12 protein-coding genes are annotated in these 17,120 nt (G+C 65.4%); 11 read left to right on the forward strand and 1 reads right to left on the reverse strand.

Features of this window, described 5'->3' with window-relative positions; translation table 11 throughout:
- The first annotated feature begins 115 nt into the window (after positions 1 to 115).
- The 5 genes from pgi (at position 116) to GM676_RS24580 (ending at position 7,459) form a co-directional block, all read left to right on the forward strand.
- Positions 116 to 1,768: a glucose-6-phosphate isomerase gene (pgi, locus tag GM676_RS24560; protein WP_155466809.1), complete on the forward strand. Its 1,653-nt coding sequence runs from the start codon at positions 116 to 118 to the stop codon at positions 1,766 to 1,768.
- Positions 1,765 to 2,655 carry an SMP-30/gluconolactonase/LRE family protein gene (locus GM676_RS24565; protein ID WP_155466812.1) on the forward strand — a complete coding sequence of 297 codons (891 nt, stop codon included), beginning with the start codon at positions 1,765 to 1,767 and terminating at the stop codon, positions 2,653 to 2,655. Before pgi ends, GM676_RS24565 begins: the two co-directional genes overlap by 4 nt.
- Before the next feature lie 104 nt (positions 2,656 to 2,759).
- A complete protein-coding gene (locus GM676_RS24570; protein ID WP_155466815.1) occupies positions 2,760 to 4,853 on the forward strand; it encodes a DUF7024 domain-containing protein in 2,094 nt (697 codons plus the stop codon).
- Between the two features lie 279 nt (positions 4,854 to 5,132).
- The gene (zwf, locus tag GM676_RS24575; protein WP_155466818.1) at positions 5,133 to 6,605 is read left to right on the forward strand and encodes a glucose-6-phosphate dehydrogenase; all 1,473 of its coding nucleotides are present in this window, start codon (positions 5,133 to 5,135) and stop codon (positions 6,603 to 6,605) included.
- A complete protein-coding gene (locus tag GM676_RS24580; RefSeq protein WP_155466821.1) occupies positions 6,605 to 7,459 on the forward strand; it encodes an SIS domain-containing protein in 855 nt (284 codons plus the stop codon). Before zwf ends, GM676_RS24580 begins: the two co-directional genes overlap by 1 nt.
- A 63-nt stretch (positions 7,460 to 7,522) precedes the next feature.
- Here GM676_RS24580 and GM676_RS24585 read toward each other — a convergent pair whose 3' ends face one another.
- Complete coding sequence (locus GM676_RS24585) at positions 7,523 to 8,113, reverse strand: DJ-1/PfpI family protein (RefSeq protein ID WP_155466824.1); 591 nt, start codon at positions 8,111 to 8,113, stop codon at positions 7,523 to 7,525.
- 82 nt (positions 8,114 to 8,195) lie between these two features.
- Here GM676_RS24585 and GM676_RS24590 point away from each other — a divergent pair, with 82 nt between their 5' ends.
- The 6 genes from GM676_RS24590 (at position 8,196) to GM676_RS24615 (ending at position 17,081) form a co-directional block, all read left to right on the forward strand.
- Positions 8,196 to 9,230, forward strand: coding sequence for a GlxA family transcriptional regulator (locus GM676_RS24590; protein WP_155466827.1), 1,035 nt, complete (start codon positions 8,196 to 8,198; stop codon positions 9,228 to 9,230).
- A 135-nt stretch (positions 9,231 to 9,365) separates the two neighbouring features.
- Positions 9,366 to 10,229 (forward strand): EamA family transporter, encoded by an 864-nt coding sequence (locus GM676_RS24595; protein WP_155466830.1) that lies wholly within the window; start codon positions 9,366 to 9,368, stop codon positions 10,227 to 10,229.
- Between the two features lie 53 nt (positions 10,230 to 10,282).
- Positions 10,283 to 11,218: a transaldolase gene (tal, locus tag GM676_RS24600; protein ID WP_155466833.1), complete on the forward strand. Its 936-nt coding sequence runs from the start codon at positions 10,283 to 10,285 to the stop codon at positions 11,216 to 11,218.
- A 102-nt stretch (positions 11,219 to 11,320) separates the two neighbouring features.
- Positions 11,321 to 12,496 (forward strand): efflux RND transporter periplasmic adaptor subunit, encoded by a 1,176-nt coding sequence (locus GM676_RS24605; protein WP_155466835.1) that lies wholly within the window; start codon positions 11,321 to 11,323, stop codon positions 12,494 to 12,496.
- A 12-nt stretch (positions 12,497 to 12,508) separates the two neighbouring features.
- A complete protein-coding gene (locus GM676_RS24610; RefSeq protein WP_155466837.1) occupies positions 12,509 to 15,661 on the forward strand; it encodes an efflux RND transporter permease subunit in 3,153 nt (1,050 codons plus the stop codon).
- Positions 15,645 to 17,081, forward strand: a complete 1,437-nt coding sequence (locus tag GM676_RS24615) for an efflux transporter outer membrane subunit (protein WP_155466839.1) — start codon at positions 15,645 to 15,647, stop codon at positions 17,079 to 17,081. The genes GM676_RS24610 and GM676_RS24615 overlap by 17 nt, the downstream gene beginning before the upstream one ends.
- Positions 17,082 to 17,120: the final 39 nt, after the last annotated feature.

Consider the following 17,120-nt stretch of genomic DNA (forward strand, 5'->3'; position numbering starts at 1 on the left):
CATCCCGTGCAACACCCTCTCGGGGCAGAAATATTCAGGGGCACGCCACCAAACCGTAGTGAATTTACCTGATTTTCCTGTATCATTCGGCCATCCCCCTCCTACCTACAACATTATGCGCCAGCCTGCACTGACCACCACCGCCAGCTTCCAAGCCCTGGCATCCCACGCCGCCGACGCCAAACACTGGCAACTGCGCCAGCTGTTTGCCGCCGACGCGCAGCGTTTTCCGAAATTGACGGTCGACGCGGCCGGCCTGTTCCTCGACTATTCCAAGAACCGCCTGGACGCCACCACCGTCGGCCTGCTGCTGGATCTGGCGCGTGAGCGCGGCGTCGAACGCCAGCGCGACGCCATGCTCAGCGGCGAGAAGATTAATCTTACCGAACAACGCGCCGTGCTGCACACCGCCCTGCGTATGCCGCGCGGCAAAGCATTGGTGGTGGACGGCCAGGACATCAACGCCGACGTGCACGCGGTGCTGGACCATGTGAAGGAATTCACCGACCGCGTACGCAACGGCCAGTGGCTGGGCTACAGCGGCAAACAGATCACGGACATCGTCAACATCGGCATCGGCGGCTCGGACCTGGGCCCGAAAATGGCGGTGCTGGCGCTGCGCTCGTACGCCCATCCGCGCCTGAAGATGCACTTCGTCTCCAACGTCGACGGCCATGACATGGACGCGGCGCTGGCACAGGTGCATCCTGAAACCACGCTGTTCATCATCGCCTCCAAAACCTTCACCACCGCCGAGACCATGCTGAACGCGGGCACCGCGCGCAACTGGTTCCTGCAAAGCGGCGGCAAGCACGAAGACCTGGCCAGGCACTTCGTGGCCGTATCGACCAACACCAAGGCGGTGGCGGAATTCGGCATCGACACCACCAACATGTTCCCGTTCTGGGACTGGGTCGGCGGCCGCTACTCGGTATGGTCGGCGATCGGCTTGTCGGTGGCGCTGGCGGTGGGCTTCGGCTACTTCAACGACTTCCTGGCCGGCGCGCACGCCATGGATGAACACTTCCGTGAGGCGCCGCTGGAGCAGAACATGCCGGTGCTGCTGGCCATGGTCGGCTTCTGGAACCGTCAGTTCCTGAACGCCGGTTCGCTGTCGATCGCACCGTACCATCAGGACCTGAACCGCTTCCCGGCCTACCTGCAACAGCTGGACATGGAATCGAACGGCAAGCGCGTCACCCGTGGCGGCGGCGAAGTCGACACCGTCACATGCCCGGTGGTGTGGGGCGAGTGCGGCACCAATGCGCAACACGCCTACTTCCAGTTGCTGCACCAGGGTACCGACGTGACGCCGATCGATTTCATCGCCGCGCTGCGCGCCACCCACGATCTGGCCGGCCATCACGATGCGCTGCTGGCCAACTGCTTCGCGCAGTCGGAAGCCTTCATGAAGGGCAAAACCGCCGATGAAGTGCGCGCCGACCTGGCAGGCTCGAACCTGAGCGCCGAGGAAATCGACGCGCTGGTGCCGCACAAGACCTTCCCCGGCAACCGTCCATCCAACACCATCCTGATGGACCAGCTGACCCCGGGCGCGCTGGGCGCGCTGATCGCGCTGTACGAGCACAAGACCTTTGTGCAAGGCGTGATCTGGGACGTGAACAGCTTCGACCAGTGGGGCGTGGAACTGGGCAAAGTGCTGGCCAAGAACATCCAGTCGGAACTGAGCGGCGAAGTGAAACCGGAACGCCACGACAGCTCGACCAATGGCCTGATCTTCATGGCGAAAGCGGCACAACACATATGAACATCCAAGTAGCTTACGACGCAGTGATGCAAACCGGCGAGTGCCCGCTATGGCATCCGCAGGAACAGGCACTGTACTGGGTCGACATCCCGGCCTTCACCGTGCACCGCCTCGATCCCGCCAGCCGCGCGCACCGTTCTTGGAAGCTGGCCAGCGAACCGGCCACGCTGGGCCTCAGCGACCAGGGCGGCCTGATCGTCGCCATGCGCAGCGGCTTCGCGCACCTGGACACCAGCAGCGACGAAGTCAGGCTGACCGGCATCGCGGCCGCGCCCTACGACCAGGCCATCACCCGCTTCAACGACGGCCACGTCGACCCGGCGGGCCGCTTCTGGGTCGGCACCATCTACGAACCGCGCGACAAGCCGGCGGCCGAGATGTACGTGCTGGAACAGGGCAAGCTGCGCAAGGCCTGGTCGGGCGGCATGACCAATTCGAACGGCTCGGGCTTCAGCCCGGACCAGCAGACCATGTACCACGCCGACACCGCCGCGCACCGCGTCACCAGGCTGGATTACGACGTCGCCACCGGCACGGTCGGCAACCAGCGCCTGCTGCACCAGTTCTCGATGGACAAGGAGCACAACTACGGCGGCCGTCCCGACGGCGCGGCCGTGGACAGCGACGGCAATTACTGGGTGGCGATGTTTGAAGGTGCCCGCATCGCCAAGCTGTCGCCGCAGGGCGAGCTGCTGGGCGAGATCAAGCTGCCGGTGCGCTGCCCGACCATGCCGGCGTTTGGCGGCGCGGATCTGAAAACCCTGTACGTCACCAGCGCCGGCGCGCGGCCGGCGCCGGAACTGGAGCAGTACCCGCTGAGCGGCAAGCTGCTGGCGATCGAGATGGACGTCGCCGGCCGCGAGGAGCCGGTCTACCGCTCCGCCTGACCATCCATTGCAGTGAAACTTTGAGCAATAGTTAAGCAAGGATATTGCTCAATTAGTATTTTCATATTAGCATTGTTTTCAATATCTCAACACGATGGAAAACAATGCGCTTCAACCATGCTCGCCCCTTGATCGGGCAACGCACCATTACCGGACTGACGCTGGCGGTGGCGTTGCTCGTGCTGGCGGTCTTCTTCCGCCAGCAAATCCTCAACCGCTTCGGCCACCTCTCAGGCGACCGCTACGACGGCGTCATCCAGGTGGCCCTGCTGGAGCACTGGTTCAACGTATTTCGCGGCTGGTCGCACTGGGCCACCCCGAATTATTTCTACCCCTACCCCAACACGCTCGGCTACAACGAAGGCCTGTTCCTGAACGGTGTGCTGTATTCGCTGTTTCGCGCCGCGTCCCTGGACGTGTTCCTCGCCAATGAGCTGACAAACATCGTCATCAAAGGTGTGGGCTTCTTCGGCTTCATGGCGGCTGCGCGCCGCATGCTCAAATTGCCAGTCGAGTGGGCATTGCTGGGCGCCGCCATTTTCACACTCAGCAACAACAGCTTCATGCAACTGTCACATGCCCAACTGCTGTCCGTATCGCTGGCGCCGGTCGAAGCGCTACTGATCTACAACGCGGCGCAGGCCCTGCTATTGTCGCAGGGACGCCGGCTGCTGGTGTTCGGCAGTCTCGCCGCGCTGCTGTTTGCGGCATGGATGATGAGCTGTCTCTACACCGCCTGGTTTTTCGCCGTGCTGGCGGTGGTCGCGGTGGCCTTCCAGCTGCTGCTGCGCGGTCTGCCCGGGCTCAAGCAACTGGGGCACGCCGTCATCGTCAACAAAGGAGCGCTGCTGGGCATTGCGCTGGTCGCCGCGCTGTCACTGCTGCCCTTCATCAGCGTTTACCTGGGCGCGGGCAGGCAGCGGCCGTGGAGCGAAATCCTGTTCTACATCCCCAGCCTGTTCGACAGTTTCAACGTTGGCACCGGCAACGCGGTATTCGGCGACATGATCACGGCCCTGCACGCCGGCTGCCAGATGTGCGACCTGGGTAGCGGCGAACGCGAGGCCGGCATCGCCCCGGTCCTGCTGCTGTTGGCCGGCATGTGCATCCTCGATATCTTCCGGCGCCGGCTGCCGCTGCCGGCGGACGTGAAGACGATTATGGTCGGCATCGCCGCCGCCAGCCTGATCCTGTGGCTGCTCTCGATCCGTTTCGACCAGGATACGGGGTGGGCGTGGCTCTACCATTACTGGCCGGGCGGCGGCGGGCTGCGTGTCGTGTCACGCATCTTCCTGCTGCTGACGCTGCCGGCAACCGCATTGGCGGCATGGTATCTATCACGTTCATCATGGTCGCCGCTGGTGCTGCTGGCGGTAAGCGCGCTGCTGCTGGCGGAAGAAATCAACCACAGCCCCATCACCACGCTGGACCGGCAATTGCTGCTCGATCGCACCAGCGGCGTGCCGCCCGCGCCGGCCGAATGCCGCGCCTTCTTCACCACCGCCTCGCCCGACACGGTGGATGGCGACAGCTCGTTCCCGGTCGGCTCACTGTATCCGCACAATGTGGACGCCATGCTGATCGCCGAATTGGTTCACTTGCCGACCATTAACGGTTTCGCCAGCTTCAATCCCCCCGACTGGAATTTCGCCGCTCCAGCCGCTCCGGACTATCTGCTGCGGGTGCAGGCCTATGCCAAGACCCACCAGTTACAGGGCCTGTGCCAGCTGGACCTGACAAGCAAGCGCTGGCACACCCGGCCCGTGTACGTCACCACCAGGGCGCGTCTCGGCTACTGGGATTTGGCCAGCAAGCAGCTTCCAGCCGAGCGCCTGCGCGGCTTCGGCCCGGCGGAACCTTTCGGACGCTGGACCGAGGGCCGCGAAGCCAGCTTCCAGTACGTGCTACCGGCCAAGGCGGAGCGCGCCACGCTATCGCTGAAGATCAACCTGATTACCGCGATGGTCAACGACCGCCACAGCCAGCGCGTGGTGGTGTCGGTCGACGGTGGCGAGAAGCACGAATTTGTGTTCAAGACCACCGCCCGCGCCACCATCGCGCTGACCGTGCCGGCGCCAGCCAGCACGCAGGGCGAGATCCATCTGGAACTGCCCGACGCGGTGTCGCCGCGCGAGTTGGGGATCAACGCCGATCCGCGCCAGCTGGCGATCGGCGTCAAGTCCATCGAGATCGAATAAGCCCGGCCGCGGGTCCGTTGTGGGTCGCCAGCCATGCATGAGATGACGGGCCAGCTTATAATTTGTCGGGCGGGGAAAGGATTGGTTGTCCGAGCCTGCCACGGAGAGGCGGCGCAGGCGTGGTGCAATCGTGCGCAGGGCCGCAACAACAGCGGCCCCGCCATAGGGGAATGTAGTAAATTTTCTTGCAAACCACCCCAATAAGTAGTAAATTTACAGTAGCGGCCGTGCTCTGTACGGCAATTCCTTCGGCACTTTTTTTGCGACGATTTTCATACTATGGCTCTTTCCGATTTTGATCTGGTTCTGTTTGGCGGCAGCGGCGATCTGGCGATGCGCAAATTGCTGCCTGCGATGTATGCCCGCGATGTCGCCAATGACCTGCCTCCGACCGCCCGCATCATTTGCGTGGGCCGCGCGGACGCCAGCCAGGAAGAATTCCTGCAAACGGTGGAAACCACGTCCAAACCGCTGATCAAATCGCCGGCCGTGACCCAGTCCGCGTGGCAGCGCTTTACCGCCCGCATCGTCTACGTGTCGCTGAACGCCACCGACGCCACCAGCTACAAGCCGCTGGTGGAGGCGCTGCGCAAGGACGAGGCGATCACCAAGGTCTACTACCTGGCGACGCCGCCGGCCATCTTCGCCCAGATTTGCGAGAGCCTGAAGGAAAACGGCCTGGTGACGCCGAATTCGCGCGTGGTGCTGGAAAAACCGCTGGGCCGCGACCTGGCCTCGGCCAAGCAGATCAACGCCGAAGTGGGCAAGGTGTTCGAGGAATCGCAGATCTACCGTATCGACCACTACCTCGGCAAAGAGACCGTGCAGAATCTGCTGGCCCTGCGCTTCGGCAACATCCTGTTCGAACCGCTGTGGCGCCGCGAGTGGATCTCCGACGTGCAGATCACCATCGCCGAGAAACTGGGCGTGGGCAACCGCCTCGGCTACTACGACACCTCGGGCGCGCTGCGCGACATGCTGCAGAACCACCTGTTACAGCTGCTGTGCATTGTCGCCATGGAACCGCCGACCTCGATCTCGCCGGACGCCGTGCGCGACTCGAAATTGCAGGTCCTGCGCTCGCTGAAACGCTTCACCCCGACCACGCTGGCGCAAAACATCGTGCGCGGCCAGTACCGCGCCGGCCACGTGGACGGCAAGGCCGTGCCGAGCTACCGCGACGAACCGGATGCGCCGGCCCACTCGCGCACCGAAACCTTTGTTGCCATGAAAGCGGAAATCGACACCTGGCGCTGGGCCGGCGTGCCGTTCTACCTGCGCACCGGCAAGCGCATGGCCGACGGCCTGGCGGAAATCGTGGTGCGCTTCAAGCAGATCCCGCACTCCATCTTCAACCAGCCAACCAACAGCTTCCAGCCGAATTCGCTGGTGATCCGTCTGCAACCGGACGAAGGCCTGCGCATGAACCTGATGGCGAAAACGCCGGGCGACGGCATGCGCCTGAAACAGGCCGAGCTGGAGCTGGATTTCCGCGAGCAATTCAAATCGCCGCGCATGGAAGCCTACGAGCGCCTGCTGCTGGACGTGCTGCGCGGGCAACTGACCCTGTTCATGCGCGGCGACGAACTGGAAGCGGCGTGGGAATGGGTCGAGCCTATCCTCAACAGCTGGGAATCGGAAGACAGCTACCCGCTGCCATACGCGTCCGGCACCTGGGGCCCGGCGGCCGCCTCGGCCCTGATCGGCCGCGACGGCCTGCAATGGCGTGAAGAAGTTCTGCCGGAAGACTAATGCTGCTCGATTCCATCCGTACCCAACTCGACTCGCTCTCCAAATCGGAGCGCAAGGTGGCGTTGGCCGTGCTCGAACATCCGACGCAGACGGTCAACCAGAACATCACTGCGCTGGCCAAAAGCGCGCAAGTGTCGGAACCGACCGTGGTACGTTTCTGCCGCACGCTGGGCTATGACGGCTGGCACGAGTTCAAGCTCAAGCTGGCCCAGGGCCTGGCGCTGGCCCTGCCCGGCCTGAACGAACAGCCGACCCAGGACGACCTGGCGGCGGACCTGGTCAACAAGATTTGCAGCCGCTCGATCAACACCCTGCTCGACCTGCGCAACAACCTCGATCCGGAAGCGATCCAGAAGGCGCTGGACATCCTGTCCAAGGCCAACAAGATCGAGTTTTACGGACAAGGCACCTCCGGCATCGTGGCGGCCGACGCGCAGCACAAATTCTTCCGCTCCGGCGTGCCGACGGTGGCCTATGCCGACCCGCACATCCACAGCATCGCGGCGGCCCTGCTGCGCACGGGCGACGCGCTGGTGGCGATCTCCCAGCGCGGCAACAGCCCGTCGCTGGTGCGCTCGGTGAAACTGGCGCGCCGCGGCGGCGCCGACGTGATCGTGCTGGCGCCGTCCGGCACCCCGCTGGCGGACCTGGCGACGGTGCTGATCCCGATCGACCTGATCTTCAACATCGACCCCTACACGCCGATCTCGGCGCGCCTGGCCTACCTGGTGGTGATCGACGTGCTGGCGGTCGGCCTGGCCCTGCAGCGCGGCCCCGAGTTCCGCAAGAAAATGCAGAACGCCCAGAAAGCCTTGCAGGAATTCGACCTGCAATTCGATTCCTTCATCGGCTGATCCATTCTGAGGGCGAGCTCGAGTGATACCACTCGGCTCCCGCTCTACCTTCTCGCGCTTTTCCTAGTCAGTCCAATCGTAGTCCATGTGGCGCGCGGTGGCGCGCGCCAACTCACGCCCCGCCAGCCGCGCGACCAGGTGCAGCGACACGTCGATGCCGGCCGTGACGCCGCCGGCGGCGACGATGGCGCCATGGCTGGGCAGGCGCCGCTTGCCCGCTATCCGCAACTCGGGAAACGCGGCGGCCGGCCCGGCCGGCGGCTGTCGCGCCGCCACCGGCCGGCCGTCAAGCAGCCCGGCCTGTGTGAGCAGGAAAGCGCCGGTGCCGATGGCGGCCACCAGTTCGCAGTCACGCGCGACGCCGGCGATCCAGGCCATGACATCGGGCCTGGCCAATTCGGCGTCGACGACGCCACCGGGCACGATCAGCACGTCGATGCCGGCGCCGCCGAAGTCGGCCTCGGGGAAAACGGTCAATCCGGCGCGCGCGCGCAGCAGCGCCGGGGTGCGGCCGACGGTGCGGATCCGGAACGGCGGCGCCTCCGGCGTCGCCATGGCGCTGACGCGCGTGGCACAGGTAAATACTTCATAGGGGCCGGCGACGTCAAGAATCCCGACGTCGTCGTAAACATAGATGCCGATGGAGCGGGTCATGCGCGCCTCCCGAAACGAAAGGCAGCATCTTCCCAGTTCCGCGCTTGACACAAGTGACATCGATGATGGAATATCTGCCAATATGCGTGCCGCTCAACATTCCAGCCCCGATTCCGCCCCGACGTCCGTCACCGCGCCCGCCATCGACGTGTGGCTGCTGGTGCTGCCGCGCTTCGCGCTGCTCGACGCCACCGGCCCGGCCCAGGTGTTCTCCACCGCGAACGACGAGGCGCGCGACGCCGGCCGGCCCGCGCCATACGCAATACACATGGTCTCGCCCGGCGGCGGCCTGGTCACCTCCGCCGCCGGGCTGAGCGTACTCACCGCGCCGCTGCCCACCGGCGGCCTGGCCGGAGCGACGCTGATCATGGTGGGCGGTCGAGGCCTGGAGGATGGCAGCAGCCCGGCGCTGACGCCGGACATCGTGCGCTGGGTGGCCGAGGCCGGCGGCGGCGCGAACGCCGTCAAGCGCTGCTGCTCGGTATGCACCGGCGCATTCGTGATGGCGCGCAGCGGATTGCTGGACGGGCGCCGCGCCGTCACCCACTGGCAGGACGCGGCGCAGCTGCAGGCACAGTTCCCGGCCATCACCGTCCAGGAAGACGCCATCTATATCAAGGACGGCCCTATCTATACGTCGGCCGGCATCGCCGCCGGCATCGATCTGGCGCTTAGCCTGGTCGGCGAGGACCTGGGCCGCTCCTTCGCGTTGCGCGTGGCCAAGCGGCTGGTGGTGTTTTTCAAGCGCCCCGGCGGCCAGCGCCAGTTCAGCTCTGAATTGCTGGCGCAGGCCGACCCGCAAGGCTTGCACGGCCAGTTGACGGCGTGGTTGCGTCCGCGCCTTAAGCAGCCGATCGATGTCAACCAGATGGCGGCCGCGTTTGCCCTGTCGGTGCGCTCGCTGCACCGCAAGTTACAGCGGGAAGCGGGCGTGTCGCCGGCGCAGTTGCTGCTGCGGCTGCGCATGGAGCGCGCCTGCGCGCTGCTCGAGCAGCCCGGCATGTCGGTCAAGCGCGCCGCCGCCCAGAGTGGCTTTGGCAGCGAATACAATCTGCGGCGCGCGTTCGCCGCGCAGCTGGGCGTGGTGCCCAGCGAGTACCAGGCGCGCTTCGGCTGACACCGCACACCCGGGGCGGGACGAAATCCGCAACTCGTATATGATAGAAGACTCTATTTCCGTCAATTGATAACGATGATGGCGACAACCCGCAATGTGCCGGAGCCGGTAATTCGCAAGGAGCTGCGCTAGCCGATGGAAGGTTCGGTGGTCACCGTCGTGCTGTTTGCCGCGCTGCTGCACGCCAGCTGGAACGCGCTGGTCAAGGCCGGTCCCGATAAATACCTGACCACCCTGCTGGTGGCCTGCGGCGCCGGCGCCGTCTCGCTGCCGCTGCTGCCCTTCGCCGCCATGCCGCGCGCCGACAGCTGGCCGTGGCTGATCGCCTCCGCCTGCTGCCAGGTGATCTATTACCGCCTGCTGGCCGCCGCCTACAAACATGGCGACATGAGCCAGGCCTACCCGCTGATGCGCGGCGCCGCGCCGCTGCTGGTGGCGCTGGCCAGCGTGCCGCTGCTGGGCGAACGCCTGCACTGGCGGCAGGACGTCGCCATCACGCTGATCTGCGGCGGCGTGCTGACCCTGACCATCCTGCGCGGCGCCAGCGCCGGCGCCGACACCGCCGCCAACCGTGCAGCGCGGCGCCGCGCCACCGCCTACGCCTTGCTCAACGCCGCCGTCATCGCCGCCTACACCATGATCGACGGCGTCGGCGTGCGCAAATCCGCCGCGCCGGCCGCTTATACCATGTGGCTGTTCGTGCTGACCGCCGCCCTGCTGCTGCTCTGCTCCACCAACCGCTGGCGCGAAATCCCGGCCTACGCCCGCGCCCACCTGCGTGTGATGCTGCTGGGCGGTTTCGGCACGCTGGCCTCCTACGGCCTGGCCCTGTGGGCCATGACGCACGCCCCGGTGGCCGCCGTGGCCGCCCTGCGCGAAACCGCCATCCTGTTCGCCGCCGTCATCGCCGCCCTGTTCCTGCGCGAAAAACTGGCGCCCGGCCGCATCCTCGCCATCACCCTGATCGCTTGCGGCGCAATTGTGATGCGCCTCGGCTGAGACGGAGTAAAATAAGCGCGACCACCACTTTTCTTATCAGATTGGCAGCACTTATGAACCAACTCGAACAGCTCAAGCAACACACCATCGTGGTCGCCGACACCGGCGACTTCCAGGCCATCCAGCAATACACCCCGCGCGACGCCACCACCAATCCGTCGCTGATCCTGAAGGCGGTGCAAAAAGAAGAGTACAAGCCGCTGCTGGAAAAAGCCGTGCGCGATAACATGGACGCCAGCACCGGCGAAGTGATCGATCACCTGCTGGTCGCCTTCGGCAAGCAAATCCTGCGCGTGATCCCGGGCCGCGTGTCGACCGAAATCGACGCCGCCTTGTCCTTCAACACCGCCGCCTCGGTGGCCAAGGGCCGCGACCTGATCAAGCTGTACGAAAAGAACGGCATCGACCGCGAACGTGTGCTGATCAAGATGGCCTCGACCTGGGAAGGCATCCGCGCCGCCGAAATCCTGGAGAAGGAAGGCATCCACACCAACATGACGCTGCTGTTCTCGCTGCCGCAGGCCATCGCCTGCGCCGAAGCGGGCGCCAAGCTGATTTCGCCGTTCGTCGGCCGCATCTACGACTGGTACAAAAAGTCCACCGGCATCGACTACCAGGGCGCCGAAGATCCGGGCGTGCAGTCGGTCAAGCGCATCTACAACTACTACCGCAAGTTCGGCTACAACACCGAAGTGATGGGCGCCAGCTTCCGCAACACCGGCCAGATCCTGGAACTGGCCGGCTGCGACCTGCTGACCATCAGCCCGGACCTGCTGCAAAAACTGGCCGACACCAACGCCCCGCTCGAGCGCAAACTGAGCCCGGACGCCAGCAGCAGCGCGCCGATCGGCAAGATCGCCATCGACGAGCCGACCTTCCGCTTCATGTTCAACGAAGACGCCATGGCCACCGAGAAGACCGCCGAAGGCATCCGCTCCTTCGTGGCCGATACCGCCAAGCTGAAACAAATCATCTCCGGCATGCGTTAATCGCCGGGATTGCTCTGCAAAAGGCAGGAGCGCGGCACAGGCCGCCCTCCTGCCTTTTTTGCATTACAATCTTGCCTTAACTATAAACACCGCGAGACATCCATGAGATTCGTCCCTCGTTGCACCGCCCTTGCCCTCCTTACCCTGTTGAGCGCCTGCGGCGACAAGGAAGCGCCCAAGAGCGCGCCGCCGCCCGCCGCCGTTTCCGTCATCACCGTCGCTCCCGCCGCCGTCACCCTGAACAGCGAACTGCCCGGCCGCACCGAGGCCTCGCGCATCGCACAGGTGCGCGCGCGCACCGCCGGCATCGTGCTGCAACGGGTGTACAAGGAAGGCGGCGATGTGAAGGCGGGCGAAGTCCTGTTCCGCATCGACCCGGCGCAGTTCCAGGCCTCGTACGACAGCGCGCAGGCGGCGGTGGCCAAGGCCGAGGCCAATCTGGCGCAGGCCGATCTCAAGGTGAAACGGTATAAACCATTATTGGCGGCGCAGGCGGTCAGTCAGCAGGAATACGACGACGCCGTCACCGCGCAGAAACAGGCGGCGGCCGATCTGGCCACCAGCAAGGCGGCCCGCACCAACGCCGGCCTGACGCTGGGCTACGCCACCGTCACCTCGCCCATCTCCGGCCGCGTGAGCCGCGCGCTGGTCACCGAGGGCGCGCTGGTCGGCCAGGGCGAAGCGACGCCGATGGCCACCGTGCAGCAGCTCGATCCGATCTACGTCACCATCACGCAATCGTCCACCGACGTGCTGAAGCTGCAACGCGCGCTGGCCGAGGGCAAGCTGCAACGCGCCGGCAAAGACCAGGTACGCGTGACGCTGGTGACGGAAGACGGCCAGCCCTACCCGCAGGCCGGCAAGCTGCTGTTCTCCGATGTGTCGGTGGACGAAAGCACCGGCACCGTCTCCATGCGCGCCGAATTCCCGAATCCGAACCGCGTCCTCCTGCCCGGCATGTACGTGCGCGCCCGCCTTGAGCAGGGCGTCAGCGAGGCGGCCATCACCGTGCCGCAGCAAGCCATCGTCCGCACCAACGAGGGATCGACGGTGCTGATCGTCGGCGCCGATAACAAAGTGGTTTCGCAGCCGGTGACGGCCAATGCCAACGACGGCAACAACTGGGTGGTGAGCGCCGGCCTGAAAGGCGGCGAGCGCATTGTGGTCGAAGGCTTCCAGAAGGCCAAGCCCGGCGCCACCGTGAACCCGCAGCCGTGGAAAGGCCCGGTGGGCGCCACGCCGGCTCCCGCCACGCCAGCCGCGGCCGCGGCCAAGTAAGCGGGGACCCACATGGCCAAGTTCTTCATTGATCGCCCGGTGTTCGCATGGGTGATCGCCCTGTTCATCCTGCTGGGCGGGATGCTGGCGATCACCGTGCTGCCGGTATCGCAATACCCGACCATTGCGCCGCCATCCATCGTGGTGACGGCCAACTACCCCGGCGCCACCGCGCAAGTGCTGGACGACGCCGTCACCAGCGTCATCGAACAGGAAATGAACGGCGCCGACGGCCTGCAATACGTGGAATCGCAAAGCGAGGCCAGTGGCGCCGTCAACATCACCGTCACCTTCGTCCCCGGCACCAATCCTGACCTGGCGGCGGTGGATGTACAGAACCGCATCAAGCGGGTGGAATCTCGCCTGCCGGCCGCCGTCACGCAGCAAGGCGTGCAAGTCAACAAAGCCCGCTCAAACATCCTGATGTTCGTCGGCCTGACCTCCACCGACGGCCGGCTCGATCCCACCGGTCTGGGCGACTACATGGCGCGCAACGTGGTCAACGAAATCAAGCGCATTCCCGGCGTGGGGCAAGCGCAGTTGTTCGGCACCGAGCGCGCCATGCGCATCTGGGTCGATCCGCAAAAGCTGGTCGGCCTGAAACTGAACATGGCCGACGTGACGGCGGCGATCCGCGCGCAGAATGCGCAAGTCACCTCCGGCACGCTGGGCGACCTGCCCAGCCCTGCGCAGCAAACCTACTCCGCGCCCATCGTGGTGAGCGGCCAGCTGACCTCCACCACGGAGTTCAGCCAGATCGTGCTGCGCGCGAATCCGAACGGGTCGCTGGTGCGGCTGAAAGACGTGGCCCGCATCGAAATGGGCGGCGCCAGCTTCACCACCAGCGCGCGCCTGAACGGCCAGCCGTTCGCGGCGATCGCCGTCCAGCTGTCCCTGACCGGCAACGCGCTGCAAACCGCCACCGCCGTGCACGAAAAAATGGATCAGCTGGCGAAGTACTTCCCGCCCGGCGTGAAGTACACCATCCCGTACGACACCTCGCTGTTCGTCAAAATCTCGATCGAGGAAGTGGTCAAGACCCTGCTGGAAGCGGTGCTGCTGGTGTTCCTGGTGATGTACCTGTTCCTGCAAAACATCCGCTACACCCTGATCCCGACCATCGTGGTGCCGGTGGCCTTGATGGGCACCTTCGCGGCGATGCAGCTGTTCGGCTTCTCCATCAACGTGCTGACCATGTTCGGCATGGTGCTGGCGATCGGCATCCTGGTCGACGACGCCATCGTGGTGGTGGAAAACGTCGAACGCATCATGAGCGAGGAAGGCCTGTCGCCGCGCGACGCCACCCGCAAGGCCATGAGTCAGATCACCGGCGCCATCATCGGCATCACGCTGGTGCTGGTGGCGGTGTTCATCCCGATGGCCTTCTTCGGCGGCGCGGTGGGCGCGATCTACCGCCAGTTCTCGCTGGCGATGGTATCGGCCATGCTGTTCTCCGCACTGATGGCGCTGACCCTGACCCCGGCCTTGTGCGCCACCATGCTCAAGCCAGTGGAGGCCGGCCATCACCACGAGAAGAAAGGCTTCTTCGGCTGGTTCAACCGCAAGTTCGCGGTGACGGCCACCGGTTACCAGGGCATGATCGCGCGCATCCTCAAGCGCACCGGCCGTTATCTCGTGATCTTCGCGCTGCTGTGCGGCGTGGTGGGCTGGCTGTACGCCAAGCTGCCATCGTCCTTCCTGCCAAACGAAGACCAGGGCTACCTGATCGCCAACGTCCAGCTGCCGCCGGGCGCGTCGCAATCGCGCACACAGGCCGTGCTGGCGCAGGCCGACGCCTACTTCCGCAAACAGCCGGCCGTGGCGCGCACCATCTCGGTGGCGGGCTTCTCGTTCTCCGGCAATGGCCAGAACGCTGGCCTGATCTTCATCCCGCTGAAGGACTGGAAAGAACGCGGACCGGAAGACTCGGCGCAGGCGATCGCGCAGCGCGCGTTTGGCGCGCTGTCGGGCATACCGGATGCCATCATCTTCCCGCTCAGCCCTCCGCCGATCCGTGAACTGGGCAACGCCACCGGCATCACCGCGCGCTTGCAGGACCGCAGCGCGCAGGGCCACGACGCGCTGGTCGCGGCGCGCAACCAATTGCTGGAACTGGCGGGCAAAAGCCCTGTGCTGAAAGGCGTACGTCCCGAGGGTCTGGAAGACGCGCCGCAACTGCGGGTGGAAATCGACCGCGAGAAAGCCAACGCGCTGGGCGTGGCCTTCGCCGACATCAACTCCATGATGTCGACCGCGCTGGGCTCCTCCTATGTGAACGACTTCACCAGCAGCGGTCGGCAACAGCGCGTGATCGTGCAGGCCGACGCGCCGCGCCGCTTGCAGCCGCAGGACATCATGCAGCTCAACGTGCGCAGCGCCAGCGGGACCATGGTGCCATTCTCCTCGTTCGCCACCTCGCGCTGGATACAAGGCCCGGTGCAGCTGGTGCGCTACAACGGCTACCCGGCCATCAAACTGACCGGCGACGCGGCGCCAGGCCGCTCCACCGGCGAAGCGATGGCGGAGCTGGAACGCCTGGCGGAGCAACTGCCGCCGGGCTTCGGCATCGAATGGACCGGCCAGTCGCTGGAAGAAAAAACCTCCGGCTCGCAGGCGCCGATGCTGTTCGCCCTGTCGCTGCTGGCGGCCTTCCTGGTGCTGGCGGCGCTGTATGAAAGCGAATCGATTCCGATAGCGGTGCTGCTGGTGGTGCCACTGGGCGTATTGGGCGCGCTGCTGGGCGCCCACCTGCGCGCGCTGCCGAATGACGTCTACTTCAAGGTCGGCCTGATTGCGATTATCGGCCTGTCGGCCAAGAACGCGATCCTGATCATCGAATTTGCGAAAGATCTGCAAGCGCAAGGCAAAGGCTTGATCGAGGCGACGCTGGAGGCGGTGCACCTGCGCTTCCGTCCCATCATCATGACCTCGCTGGCGTTCATTCTCGGCGTGCTGCCGCTGGTGATCGCCACCGGCGCGGGATCGGCCAGCCAGCGTGCCATCGGCACCGGTGTGATGGGTGGGATGATTACCGCGACCGTGCTGGCGGTGTTCCTGGTGCCGGTCTTCTTTGTGGTGGTGCGGCGCATCTTCAAAGGCAGCGAACGTCAGCGCAAGCTGGCCGCGCATGAACTGAATGATAAAAACCATGAAACCTATGACTAAGCCTGCTGCCCTGCTGAGTGCCGTGCTGCTGTCGGCCTGCTCGATGGCGCCGACCTACCAGCGCCCTGCCGCGCCGGTGGCGGCGGCCTTCCCGTCCGACAGCGCCGGCGCCGCGTCGCGCACCAGCGTGCCCCTGCCGCTGCGCGCCGATGCCCGCAGCGCCGTCGATACCGGCTGGCGCGACTACTTCACCGATCCACGCTTGCAGCGGCTGATCGCCTCCGCGCTCGACAACAACCGTGACCTGCGCACGGCAGTGCTGCGCATCGAAGAAGCGCGCGCGCAGTACAACATCCAGTCAGCCGACCGTCTGCCGAACCTGAACGCCAACCTGGCCGACACCCGCGCCAAGACGCCGGCCTTCCTGTCCTCCACTGGCCGCTCGACCATCGGCGAGCGTTACGACGTGGGCGTATCGGTATCCTCGTTTGAACTGGACTTCTTCGGCCGGGTAAAAAGCCTGAACGACGCCGCGCTGGCGAGCTACCTCGCCACCGAAGAAGCACGGCTAGCCGCGCAAATCGCGCTGGTGGCGCAAGTGGCGCAGGCCTACTACACCGAACGCGCCTACGCCGAGCAGTACGCGCTGGCGCAGCAAACCTACGAAGCGCGCGCCCGCACCTACAAACTCACCCAGCAGCGCGCCGAAGTGGGCGCATCGTCGCGCCTCGACCTGCGCTCCAACGAAACGCTGATGGAAACCGCGCGCGCCGCCGCCCTCACGCTGGCGCGCCAGCGCGCGCAGGCGGAAAACGCACTGACGCTGCTGGTCGGCCAGCCACCGGCGTCGGCCGCCTCGGGCGCCATGCCGAGCGACGCGCAAATCGACGTCCTGAACGCGCTGCCGGCAGGCCTGCCGTCGGATCTGCTGTCGCGCCGTCCCGACATTCGCGCCGCCGAGCAGCGCCTGAAAGCGGCCAACGCCAACATCGGCGCCGCGCGTGCCGCCTTCTTCCCGCGTATCAGCCTGACGGCGGCGGTGGGCAGCAGCAGCCCGTCGCTGCATGGCCTGTTCGACAGCGGCTCCGGCAGCTGGTCATTCGCACCGCAACTGACGCTGCCCATCTTCGACGCCGGCCGCAACAGCGCCAACCTGACGTTGGCCGAAGTCCGCAAAAACCTCGCCGTAGCCGACTACGAAAAAACCATCCAGACCGCCTTCCGCGAAGTTGCGGACGCCTTGGCCGCGCGCGACTACCTGGGCGAACAAGTCAACGCCCAGCGCGCCGTGCAGGAAGCGCAAGCCGATCGCCTGAAACTGCTGCAACTGCGCTTCGACAACGGCGTGGCCAGCTCGCTGGACGTGCTGGACGCGCAACGCGAACTATTCAGCGCCCAGCAAACCCTGGTGCAAGCGCGCCTGCTGCGTACCACCACCGCCATCGACCTGTACCGCACCCTCGGCGGCGGCCTCAAGTAAAATCCGGGGTCAGTTCTTGCAATCCAACACGAACTCAGC

The sequence above is a fragment of the Duganella radicis genome, assembly GCF_009720825.1.
Lineage (GTDB): Bacteria > Pseudomonadota > Gammaproteobacteria > Burkholderiales > Burkholderiaceae_D > Rugamonas > Rugamonas radicis.